Source organism: Pseudomonas capeferrum (assembly GCF_013523055.1).
GTDB classification, from domain to species: domain Bacteria; phylum Pseudomonadota; class Gammaproteobacteria; order Pseudomonadales; family Pseudomonadaceae; genus Aquipseudomonas; species Aquipseudomonas capeferrum_A.
This window is the reverse complement of sequence record NZ_JAAMQM010000002.1, coordinates 356932-368695: the sequence shown is the minus strand read 5'-3', so window position 1 is coordinate 368695 and position 11764 is coordinate 356932. Positions and strand designations below refer to the sequence as shown.

Annotated in this window: 10 protein-coding genes; 4 read left to right on the top strand and 6 right to left on the bottom strand. The window is 63.0% G+C overall.

Annotated elements, in window-relative coordinates; genetic code table 11:
• The coding region (locus G7009_RS04095) for an electron transfer flavoprotein subunit beta/FixA family protein (protein WP_181128688.1) at positions 1–436 on the bottom strand (436 nt) is incomplete at its 3' end.
• 540 nt (positions 437–976) lie between these two features.
• Here G7009_RS04095 and G7009_RS04090 point away from each other — a divergent pair.
• A complete protein-coding gene (locus G7009_RS04090; protein WP_181128687.1) occupies positions 977–2641 on the top strand; it encodes an electron transfer flavoprotein-ubiquinone oxidoreductase in 1665 nt (554 codons plus the stop codon).
• Positions 2642–2713: 72 nt separating this feature from the next.
• On the opposite strand, the gene G7009_RS04085 is transcribed toward G7009_RS04090, so the two are convergent.
• From G7009_RS04085 to G7009_RS04070, 4 genes are all read right to left on the bottom strand, one after another.
• Complete coding sequence (locus G7009_RS04085; protein ID WP_181128686.1) at positions 2714–4039, bottom strand: MFS transporter; 1326 nt, start codon at positions 4037–4039, stop codon at positions 2714–2716.
• 67 nt (positions 4040–4106) lie between these two features.
• Positions 4107–4592, bottom strand: coding sequence for a histidine kinase (locus G7009_RS04080; protein ID WP_181128685.1), 486 nt, complete (start codon positions 4590–4592; stop codon positions 4107–4109).
• A 179-nt stretch (positions 4593–4771) separates the two neighbouring features.
• The gene (locus G7009_RS04075; protein WP_181128684.1) at positions 4772–6136 is read right to left on the bottom strand and encodes an ATP-binding protein; all 1365 of its coding nucleotides are present in this window, start codon (positions 6134–6136) and stop codon (positions 4772–4774) included.
• Positions 6133–6816 (bottom strand): response regulator transcription factor, encoded by a 684-nt coding sequence (locus G7009_RS04070; RefSeq protein ID WP_181128683.1) that lies wholly within the window; start codon positions 6814–6816, stop codon positions 6133–6135. The genes G7009_RS04075 and G7009_RS04070 overlap by 4 nt, the downstream gene beginning before the upstream one ends.
• A gap of 168 nt (positions 6817–6984) precedes the next feature.
• On the opposite strand from G7009_RS04070, the gene dsbD reads away from it, so the two are divergent.
• The 3 genes from dsbD to dsbG are packed head-to-tail and all read left to right on the top strand — an operon-like array spanning position 6985 to position 10296.
• Positions 6985–8700 (top strand): protein-disulfide reductase DsbD, encoded by a 1716-nt coding sequence (dsbD, locus tag G7009_RS04065; protein WP_181128682.1) that lies wholly within the window; start codon positions 6985–6987, stop codon positions 8698–8700.
• A complete protein-coding gene (locus G7009_RS04060) occupies positions 8700–9536 on the top strand; it encodes a TlpA family protein disulfide reductase (protein WP_181128681.1) in 837 nt (278 codons plus the stop codon). Before dsbD ends, G7009_RS04060 begins: the two co-directional genes overlap by 1 nt.
• Position 9537: 1 nt before the next feature.
• Positions 9538–10296: a thiol:disulfide interchange protein DsbG gene (gene dsbG / locus G7009_RS04055; protein WP_181128680.1), complete on the top strand. Its 759-nt coding sequence runs from the start codon at positions 9538–9540 to the stop codon at positions 10294–10296.
• 74 nt (positions 10297–10370) lie between these two features.
• Here the strand turns inward: dsbG and G7009_RS04050 are convergent, their stop codons facing one another.
• Complete coding sequence (locus tag G7009_RS04050) at positions 10371–11579, bottom strand: MFS transporter (RefSeq protein ID WP_181128702.1); 1209 nt, start codon at positions 11577–11579, stop codon at positions 10371–10373.
• Positions 11580–11764 lie beyond the last annotated feature (185 nt).

The window sequence follows — 11764 nt, the reverse complement described above, 5'->3', positions numbered from 1 at the left end:
CCTTGGAGGCGAAGGTGCCCTGGGCATGGCCGGTCAGCGCGGCCAGCATCTGGCCGGTCTGGTTGTTGTCACTGTCGATGGCCTGCTTGCCAAGGATCACCAGCTGCGGCTGCTCCTTGTCGACCACTGCCTTGAGCAGCTTGGCCACGGCCAGGGAGCTCAGCTCCTCGGCGGCCTCGATCAGGATGGCACGGTCGGCGCCGAGGGCCAGCGCGGTGCGCAGTTGCTCCTGGGCGGCGGTCGGGCCGATGGAGACGGCGATGATCTCGGTCGCCACGCCTTTCTCCTTCAGGCGCACGGCTTCTTCCACGGCGATTTCGCAGAAGGGGTTCATGGACATCTTGACGTTTGCAAGGTCGACGCCGGAGCTGTCCGCCTTGACGCGAACCTTGACGTTGTAGTCGACCACTCGTTTGACAGCTACAAGAACCTTCATGGATTCCTCGTTACTCTCCGGTGAAAAGAATGTCGCCTGGGGGCGTCCCGGCGATTGCGCGTGGGTACAAGGGCACCTCTGAAAAACGAACGGTGCGGAAAAAAACAAATGACCAACCAGTCATCTCTGGACCAAGCGAGCAAAACCCACGGGTCATTTCCTGTCGTGACGTGTAAACTTCACTACAAAAGTGGATTCCAGCTTGAATCCACAGCTCCACACCTGGCTTTTAGAGGTGCACCTGCGCCCGACGATCAGCCTACGGCGAGCGTAAAACCGCTCGTATCTTGACCGTAACACCCCAGGCGGTCAATACGGCAAATCCGCCAGCCTCAAGCCGCGCTTCAGTGATTTTACTGGGCTTCGGCAAATTCAAACAAACGTTTGTATTGGACCCGCCAAGTGGTGTAGATATAATGCGCGTCCAAGCCAAAGCGGTGTAGTGCGTTATTCAGAAAGCTACAGCCCATGCAGCTGTACATCAGCGCGCGACATCCATCAGACCAGCAACAGCGATGAGCCTTGAGTAGGAGAGAATCTGTGGAACGCGAATACATGGAATTCGACGTGGTCATTGTCGGCGCAGGGCCGGCAGGCCTGTCCGCCGCCTGCCGCCTGAAGCAGAAGGCCGCCGAAGCCGGTAGCGAGATCAGCGTCTGCGTGGTCGAGAAAGGCTCCGAGGTTGGTGCGCATATCCTCTCTGGCGCCGTGTTCGAGCCGCGCGCTCTCGCCGAGCTGTTCCCCGACTGGAAGGAACTGGGCGCGCCGCTCAACACCGAGGTCAAGCGCGACGACATCTACGTCCTCAAGGACGAAAACAGCTCGGTCAAGGTACCCGACCTGTTCGTGCCCAAGACCATGCACAACCAGGGCAACTACATCATTTCCCTCGGCAACCTGTGCCGCTGGCTGGCCCAGCAGGCGGAAAACCTTGGCGTCGAGGTCTACCCTGGCTTCGCCGCCCAGGAAGCGCTGTTCGATGAAAACGGCGTGGTCCGCGGGATCATCACGGGTGATCTGGGTGTAGACCGCGAAGGCCAGTCCAAGGACGGCCTCTATACCCCCGGCATGGAACTGCGCGCCAAGTACACACTGTTCGCCGAAGGCTGCCGTGGCCATATCGGCAAGCAACTGATCAAGCGCTTCAACCTGGACAGCGAGTCCGACGTCCAGCATTACGGCATCGGTATCAAGGAAATCTGGGAAATCGATCCGAGCAAGCACGAACAGGGGCTGGTCGTGCACACCGCCGGCTGGCCATTGGACGTGGTCGGCACCGAGAACATGGGGGGCTCGTTCTTCTACCACCTGGAAAACAATCAGGTGGTAGTCGGCCTGATCGTCGACCTTTCCTATGCCAACCCGCACCTCTCGCCGTTCGACGAATTCCAGCGACTCAAGCATCACCCGGTATTCAAGCAATACCTGGAAGGCGGCAAGCGTATAAGCTACGGCGCCCGCGCCATTACCAAGGGCGGTATCAACTCGCTGCCGAAAATGGTCTTCAACGGCGGCGCCCTGATCGGCTGCGACCTGGGCACCATGAACTTTTCCAAGATCAAGGGCAGCCACACGGCCATGAAGTCCGGCATGCTGGCCGCCGAAGCCGTGGCCGACGCGTTGCTCGGCGGCAGCGAAGGTGGCGATCAGCTCAACGGGTATGTCGATACCTTCAAGGCCAGCTGGCTGCACGATGAACTGTTCGCCAGCCGCAACTTCGGCCCGGCCATGCACAAGTTCGGGCCGCTGTTCGGCGCGGCGTTCAACTACATCGACCAGAACTGGTTCAGCGGCAAGCTGCCGTTCACCCTACGTGACACCAAGCCCGACTATGCCTGCATGAAGCTGGCCGCCGACGCGAAGAAGATCGTCTACCCCAAACCGGACGGCAAGCTCAGCTTCGACAAGCTCAGCTCGGTATTCCTTTCCAGCACCAACCATGAAGAGGAACAACCCTGCCACCTGCGCCTGACCGACCCGAATATCCCGATCGGTACCAACCTTCCGCTGTACGACGAACCGGCCCAGCGTTATTGCCCGGCGGGCGTCTACGAGGTGGTGACCCAGGAAGATGGCGCCAAGCGCTTCCAGATCAACGCGCAGAACTGCGTGCATTGCAAGACGTGCGACATCAAGGACCCTTCCCAGAACATCACCTGGGTCACCCCTGAAGGCGCTGGCGGGCCGAACTACCCGAACATGTAAGCTGCAAGCTTTGTCTCGCTGCATGAAAAAGCCCCTGACCGCTAGGTTCAGGGGCTTTTTCATGCACAAGGCCTACTTGTCGCCACAGACGAGCGGCATGCCCTCGCAGCCGAATGCCAGGACTTCACGGCGTTCGAAATACAGTGCCGTCAACAACCCCACCACCCCCATCACGGCGCAGAAGCCGACGCATACCCATGGGCTCCACGGCATCAGCGCGATCAACGCCAGCGGTGTGGTACTGGCCCACAGGGCGTAGGCGACATTGTAGGTGAAGGAAATACCCGACACCCGAATCGCTGCAGGGAACAGACCGACCATTACCGAAGGGACAACGCCCACCACGCCGCAGGACAGTCCGGCGAGCGCATAGGCGAGCCCGGTCCAGCCCCACCCACCCACCAGGCTGGCATAAAGCGCGCCTATCCCGAGGGGCAGCAACAGACTGTAGATCATCAGGGCTCGCCAGGCGCCGATGCGATCGACCAGCAGCCCGGCCAAGACACAACCGATGTTCAGGAAGACGATACCCACGCTGCTGAGGGCAAAGGTCTGTCCTGCCGGCATACCGAAGCGTTGCTGCATCACGGTAGGCGTGATCACCACCAGTACCACCACGGCCGAGGTCAATACGCAGGTCAGCAGCGCGGCGGGGATCAGCGCGCGACGATGATCGGACAGTACGCTGCGCAGCGGAAAGGCCACCGGTGTTTCACGTCGGTCCTTCAAGGCCAGGAACACCGGGGTCTCGCTCAGCCAACGGCGCAACCAGACACCGATGACCCCGAATACGCCGCCCAGGAGGAAAGGATAGCGCCAGGCAAACGCGAGGATTTCTTCTGTTGTGAAGACTCGCGCGAGCAGGGTCGCCGTCAGAGCTCCGAGCAGGTAGCCGAAGGTCAGACCCGCTTGCAGGAAGCCCAACGCATAACCACGGCGCCCGGGTGGCGCGTGCTCTGCGACGAATGTCCAGGCGCTGGGCACCTCTCCCCCGACGGCCGCGCCTTGCAGGATCCGCAAGGCCAGCAGGAGCAAGGGCGCCGCATAGCCGATATCGGCATAGGTAGGCATTACACCGATCAACAGGCACGGCAGCGCCATCATCAGGATGCTCAAGCTGAACACCCGCTTGCGACCCAAGTGATCGGCGAAATGCGCCATGAGGATGCCGCCCAAGGGGCGCGCCAGGTAACCGGTGACAAAGATGCCGAAGCTCTGCAGCAAGCGCAGCCACTCGGGCATTTCCGGCGGGAAGAACAATTGACTCAGGGTCAGGGCGAAGAACACGAAGATGATGAAATCGTAGATTTCCAGCGCGCCGCCCAGCGCCGCCAGGCCCAGGGTCTTGTGGTCACCGCGACCCAGCCTTGGCTGGCGAGCGGTTTCGGTGGCAGTCATGGCAAGTTCCGCGAGTTGGCAAAGCGCAAGAGGATAGCAAATGCTTGCGCCGCCGGCCGAGCGAGATTCAGGCGGGTCGACCGAACACCGAGTGGGTGAAGTCCGTCCTCGGCCTTGAATGCCTCGTATCCTTGGATAGCCCCGCAGGCAGCGAGACCTCCCCTACCTTGACAGCCGAGTCGATGATCGACATGAAGGCTTCGAGCGCCTCGGTGTCCGGCATTTTCGGCAGGCTGATACTCACCGCCCGACGCTCCGTCTGCGGCACGGCGGGTACCTTGAGGTGCGCGCAGTGATACAGGAGCGCATGCTGGATATGCGGGCTGACCCTGCAAAAACGGGCCAGGTCGACCCCCATGGCGCCGGCCAGATCGATATTGGCCACCAGCAGGTTGAACGGCTGCAGGGCACTCTGCACCAAGCGTTGCAGGTCCTCGAAATTCTCTACCGGGGCGACCCGGTAATACCCAAGGCTGTTGAGCATCTTCTCCAATTGCAGACGTTGGCCGAGTTGCTCGTCAGCAATGAGGATCCGCATGGATTTGTTGGGCATGGTCGGAACCTGGACGATAGGGTTGGAGGGAGCTCCTCGACCCTGCCGCACCGGTCCCGACTCCTGATGGGGTCTAACGGCTGGCAGGGGATCTTGGTTGATACTCGACTGGAAAGTGCCATAAATCAACAGACTTCATCATCTGCAAGCATAGCTGTAACAATTTGTATAAAAATACCTCAGCGGTATAGGTCCAAGCCACGCGAACGCCCTTGTAGAGCGTCTGTTCCGGTTGGCACTTGCAACCACACACGCAGGCCGTCGGCCTGGCTGTCGAAGCGCAGACTACCGGCGCAGCGCTGCACGATCGCCTGGACAATCGCCAGCCCAAGTCCGCAGCCGCCGCTCTGGCTGTGACGCCAGAAACGCTCGGTCAGGTGCCCCAGGTCTTCGGCGGCGATACCTGGGCCATGATCACGCACGAGAAAACCGACTTGCCCCTGCTCTTCCATGCGTACTTCCAGCTCGACGGGCCCATCAGCACCGCCGTGACGCAGGGCGTTGTCCAGGAGATTGCGCAAGGCAGCGACGGCCAAGGGCGCCGGCATGCCGAGGTAGATCCTGGCCGCGTCGTCCGGCAGACGCAGGGTGATGCGTCGATTGTCACCGCCTCCGGCATCCTGCACGGCCTGCAAGGCAATCTGTTCGGCGCTGCACCGTACACCGTCATCGAACGACAGGCTGCCTTCGACCCGCGCCAGCATCAGCAGCTGCTCCAAGGTACGGTGCAGACGGTCGGCGCCCTCCTCCGCGCATTCGAGCGCCCGCTCGCGAACGGTGCCGTCGGTCATGCGCGCTACCTGCAAGTGGGTCTTGATGGCCGTGAGCGGGCTACGCAGTTCATGGGCCGCATCGTCGGTCAGGCGTCGCTCGCGCTCAAGGGTCTGGGCAATGCGCAGGAACAGCTGGTTCTGGGTTTCCAACAGGGGCTGCAGCTCGCTCGGCATGCCAGTCACCTGCAAGGGTTCCACGCTGTCGGCGCGTCGTCGGCGCAGCGCATCGCGCATGCGGTTCAGCGGCTCGAGCCCTTTGCCGACCCCGACCCACAGCAGCGCCAGGCTGCCTAGCAGGGCCATCAGCACAGGCGCCGAGGCGGCCAGGAGAATGGAACGGTTGAGGGCCTCGCGTTCCAGATGGCGGTCGGCCGTGGTGATGCGAACGTCGCCGCGGACAAAGGTGAAGGTCCGCCATAGGTCCTCATCGATGGTCTGGTCACGAAAGCCACTGTGCTGGTCATCGAGCGCGCCGTCGTGCGTGTGGTTGCTGGCCAGGATCTCCCCGCGCAGGGAGCTGACTTGGCAGGCCATGCCGTCCGGCACGCTGAGTTGGTCGGCTGCGAAATGCGCGCCCTCGCCCTTGGCCGTCAATGGCTGCGGCAACTGTTCGATCAGCCCCGCGACCATGCGCGCCGAGGCGACCAGGCGCTGATCCAGGGAAAACATCATTTGTTGGCGCAGATCGCGCAGCATCCAGGCGGCGGCCAGCGCCCAGATGATCACGAAGGCACTGCCCAGGATCAGGCTCAGGCGTACACGCAGGCTCAAGGTCGAGTCTCCTCAGGCGCCTGAGCGGGACCCAGGCGATAGCCCAGGCCGCGCACCGTCTCGACGATGCCGTTGCCCAGCTTGCGCCGCAGATGATGGATGTGCACGTTGAGCGCGTTGCTCTCGACTTCGTCGTTGAAGCCGTAGACGCAATCCTTGAGCTGTTCGCTGGACAGCACCCGTCCGCGATTCTGCAACAGTGCCTGGAGCAAGGCCTGCTCGCGACGCGACAAGTCCACCGCTTGCCCGGCAAGCCGCGCCTCGCAGCTGCTGGGGTCATATTGCAGCGGGCCGTGCTCGATCACATTGACCGCGCGCCCTGCAACCCGCCGCAACAGGGTATGCAGCCGGGCCGCCAGCTCGCGCAGGTCGAAGGGCTTGAGCAGGTAATCGTCGGCCCCGGCTTGCAGGCCCTCGACCCGGTCGGTCACCGCATCGCGGGCGGTGAGCACCAGCACCGGCAGCGTTTCACCCTGCTGGCGCAGACGCCGCAGCAGCTTCAGGCCATCTTCGTCAGGCAGCCCCAGATCCAGGATCATCACGTCGAACCGGGCCGCCTTGAGCAATGCCCGCGCCGCCGAAGCGCTGGCCACCCGGTCCACGGTCAGGCCCTGCGCGGTCAGGCCAGCGCTGATGCCACTGGCAATCAGGTCATCATCCTCGCAGAGCAGTACGTGCATGGGGGTCTCCAATGGCAAAGCGGTATTGCACAGGGCGGCGATTAAGCGAGGATTATGCCGGGTAAGGACAGTTGGGTGGCATTCCACCGACCATCGCGACGGCGTTTAACTTTCGGTTAATCGACCGCCACCAGCATAAGCCGCCTATCGCATCACCAAGGCAACGACATGCGCGCCCTACTGCTGCTCCTGAGCATCCTCCTGGTCGGTCCGCTCCAGGCCAACCCTTTCGCGGCCCAGCCCGACTTCCTGCCGGTCGACAAAGCCTTCGTGCTGACCCACGACCGTCTGCCGAGCGGCGAGATGCGTCTGCACTTCCAGATCCAGCAAGGCTACTACCTCTACCAGAAACGTTTGAAACTGGACGGACTGTCGGCCGGACAGCAACCGCCGCTGCCACCGGCACTCGACCATCACGATGACTATTTCGGCGACAGCCTCATCTACCGTGACCAACTGGAGCTGCTCGTGCCAGCCGATGCCACGGGCCAGCTGCGCGTCGGTTGGCAGGGCTGTGCCGATGCAGGGCTGTGTTACCCGCCGCAGACTCGCGTGATAGAGCTTGGCGGGAATGCCCTCCCCACCACGGTCCAGGCCGACGACCAGGCACTGGCCAGCGGCCTGCAACAACGCAGCCTGGCCTGGAGCCTGCCGGCATTCTTCGGCCTGGGGCTGCTGCTCGCGTTCACCCCTTGCTCGCTGCCGATGCTGCCGATCCTGGCCGGGCTGGTACTGGGCAATGGTGCCAGTGCTCGTCGCGGGTGGCTCCTGGCAGGCGTCTATGTCCTGAGCATGGCGCTGGTGTACGCCGCGCTCGGCGTTGTCGCGGCTCTGCTGGGGGCGAGCTTGCAGGCCTGGCTCCAGCAACCCTGGCTACTGGGCAGCCTGGCGGGGCTCTTCGTACTGCTTGCCTTGCCCATGTTCGGCGCATTCGAGCTGCAACTGCCGGTGGCCCTGCGCGACCGCCTGGACCGCGCCGGTCAAGGCACGCGAGGTGGCAATCTCTATGGCGCCGCACTGCTCGGGGCACTGTCCGGCCTGTTGATGGGGCCGTGCATGACCGCGCCGCTGGCCGGTGCGCTGTTGTACATCGCGCAGAGCGGCGATGTATTGCAGGGCGGGCTGGTGCTGTTCAGCCTGGGGCTCGGCATGGGCGTGCCCTTGCTCTTGCTGGTGACCTTGGGCAATCGCTACCTGCCGCGCCCCGGCGCGTGGATGAATCGGGTCAAGGGTGTGTTCGGCTTCGTCTTTCTGGGCATGGCGCTCTATACCCTGCGGGGGCTACTGGCACCGTCGTTGCTGCTGGCGTCGTGTGGCGCCTGGCTGATTGCCCTGGGCTGGAGCGCCTGGCCAGCCCTGGAACGCGTACCCGCCTTGCGCGTGGTCACGCTACTGGGTGCCTTGTGGGGAAGCCTGCTGCTGGTCGGCGCCGCCGCCGGTGGCAGCGACCTGTGGCAACCGCTGCGGCCCTTTACCAATGTACAGGCTGGAGCCGTTCAGTCTTCCGCTAGCACCCAACGGTTCACCACGCTCGATACGCCAGAGGCTCTGCGGCAGGAACTCCAGAAGGCACAGGCCCGTGGCCAATGGGTGCTGCTCGACTATTCCGCCGACTGGTGCGTGTCGTGCAAGGTCATGGACAAGCAGGTATTCGCCCGTGACGATGTACAGGCCAGCCTCGCCGATGTACGTCTGCTGCGCCTGGATGTCACTGCCGACACCCCGGCCAGCCGGGCACTGCTGCGCCGCTATCAGGTACCGGGCCCGCCCAGCCTGATCTGGATCGGCCCGGAAGGCGAAGAGCGCCGTGCCCGTCGGATTACCGGCGAGATCGACGCCCCGGGCTTTCTGCGACACTGGGCACTGACACGGAGCCAAGGCTGATGCTGACGTTCACGCTGGGACCATTGACGCTGGCGCTCAACCATCTCCTGTTACTGGGTGCCTTGGCCATTGCCAGCCTGGTGGGCTGGCGGGTCGCGCGTCGAGGCGGACAGAACCCGGAGTCCGCGCTGTTCAACCTGTTCCTGCTGGGCCTGCTCTGCGCGCGCCTGGGCTTCGTGGCGCAGTACTGGCCGATGTATCGCGGTGATCCGCTGCAGATCATCGATATCCGTGACGGAGGCTTCCAGGGCTACACCGGGCTGCTAGGCATAGTACTGGGCGCCCTGTGGCAGGGTTGGCGGCAGCCAGGATTGCGTCGCCCGCTGGGTTGGGGCCTGTGCAGCGGCGCGCTGTTCTGGGTACTGGCAAGCCTGGCCTCGCACCTGTACAACCAGGGTACGCAGCTACCGGCCCTGACCTTGCGCAGTGCCGAAGACCGGCCCGTGGCCCTGGCCGAGTTTCGTGGACGTGCGCTGGTCATCAATATCTGGGCCACCTGGTGTCCTCCGTGTCGCCGCGAAATGCCGATCCTGCAGGCGGCCCAGCATGAGTTTCCCGGCGTGACCTTCCTGTTCGTCAATCAAGGCGAAACCCCACAGACGGTCACTACCTTCCTGGCCACCACCGGCCTCAACCTGTCTCACGTGCTCTTCGATGGCAGCGGCCAGCTCTCTCGACAGGTAGGCTCCATGGCGCTGCCCACCACCCTGTTCTACAACGCCGACGGCATGCTGATCGGCAGTCACCTGGGCGAGCTGTCCCGGGCCAGCCTGCACCACGCCCTGGCGCCCTTGGCCGACGCCCAACCGCCCGCCACTGTCTTGCAAGGAAAATGAAATGCGCTTCGACACCTTTCTACCCCTGACCTTCGCCCTGCTGGCGTGCGCTTCCCTGCAGGCTGAAGAACTGCCTGAGCCGATCAAGCAATTGCAGGCCAAGGGCGCCGTGATCAAAGGCAGCTTCGATGCCCCGGACGGTTTGCGTGGCTATGCCGCCGAATACCGGAACAATGCCCTGGCCTTGTACCTGACCGCCAATGGCAAGCATGTCCTGGTCGGCAACCTGTTCGACGCGCAGGGCCAGGACCTCAGCGCGGCGCCCTTGCAAAAACTGGTCTATGGCCCGATGAGCAAGGCGATCTGGGCGAAGATGGAGAAAAGTGCCTGGATTGCCGATGGCAAGCCCGACGCACCCCGCACGGTCTACCTGTTCAGCGACCCCAACTGCCCTTATTGCAACCTGTTCTGGCAACAGGCCCGGTCTTGGGTAACCTCAGGCAAGGTCCAGCTGCGTCATATCATGGTCGGCATCATCCGTCAGGATAGCCCCGCCAAATCCGCCGCGCTGTTGGCCAGCCAGGACCCGAGCAAGGCCTTGCAAGCGCACGAAAGCGCCGGCAAGGCCAGTACTCTAAAGCCCTTGGACAAGATCCCCGATAGCGTGCAGAAACAGCTCGACGATAACCTTGCACTGATGGAAGAACTTGGTCTGTCCGCTACTCCGACCATCTTCTACCAGGATGAAAATGGCCACTTGCAAACCCAACAAGGCGCCCCGCGTCCCGAGATGCTCGAACAGATTCTGGGTAAACGCTGAAACGGCCAACGTGCCACCGCTGCGTGACACGTTGGCACCCCGCGTATTCGAGATTACCGACCGCAAGCGAAGCCCTAAACAGCCCGCAACGCCGAAGGCATCGCGGATTCGGCCCGCAGTGAACGCTGGCCGATAGTTGCGATCGCCACCAGCGCCAACCCAGCGACAATGGCTACGCCAAATCCGGCTCGTGCACCCAAGGTGTCTATCACCAGACCCGCGCACGCTCCGCCCAAGGCGATCCCAATGCCAATTCCGGTGGACATCCAGGTCAGCCCTTCCGTCAGTTCTGCCGCTGGGACGATATGTGTCCCCAGGTTCATGACGATGGCTATCGTCGGCGCAAAGGACATGCCCGCGACAAAAATCATTCCCGTCATGATGTAGACGTTCGCAGAGAACATGGGCAATACCGCTGTCACCGCCAACAGGATCAGCGCAATCAGAAACTGTCTTTCGATGGGCGCGGTGATGGTCAACGCGCCGAAGACCAGGCCGGCGCTCACCGAGCCCAGCGCGTAGGCCGCCAGAATCCAACTGGCCGTCGTCGGCGAGCCCTCGGCGGTGGCGAACGCCACGACAGCCACGTCGACCGCTCCACCGATGAGCCCCATCGCCACCATCGCCATGACCAGAACGCGCAGACCGGGCAGGCGCATGGCCGAGCCCGTGGCCGTCGTCGTGCGGGCAACGACTTCGGGTTCCGTCTGCCGTTGCAGAACGAAGACAGTCACGCCGACCGTCAACAGCGCCACGGCCGCCAGCGGTCCGGCTTCAGCGAAGCAGTTCATGCTCAGGGCGATCGCCAAGGGCGGCCCGGCGATGTAGGCCAGTTCCGCCAGAACCGTATCCAGGGTGATGGCGGCATGCAGCAGTGGCTTGCCGCGGAAAATCTTCGCCCAGCGCGCCCTGGCCATGACGGACATGCTTGGCATCGTCCCGGCCAGGGCGGCGAGGATGAACAGCAGCGCGGATGGCGCCTGCACATGGGCGGCGGCCAGGAGCGTCAGGAGCATGGCGACACTGAAGGCGCTGACGATCGGCAGCACCCGACTCTGCCCATGTCGGTCGACAAGTCTCGATATCCGCGGCCCGACAAACGCAGTCGCCAGTGTGTAGGTACCCGCGATCGCGCCAGCCAGCCAATAGCCAGCGCTCTGTTGAACCAGCATGGTCAGCAGGCCGATACCGATCATCGTCTGAGGCAGGCGGACGATAGTGGCTGTCATTAGCAGCCCCTTGACATTAGGGGTCAGCAGTATTTCGCGATAGGCGTTGGCCATGCCGCCTCTGTCATGGTCGGTTTGAGTGATAGCTGAAAAAGCCATGGACAGCGCGTGGTCGCTGTCGGACAGACACTTCGACAGGTTAAAACAAGCGCCGCTTGCGCGGCGCTCTATCCAGGTCGAAGCAACGAACGCTTATCCAATCGATTTCAACTAAATGCTGTCGAAAGACAAGTCAAACC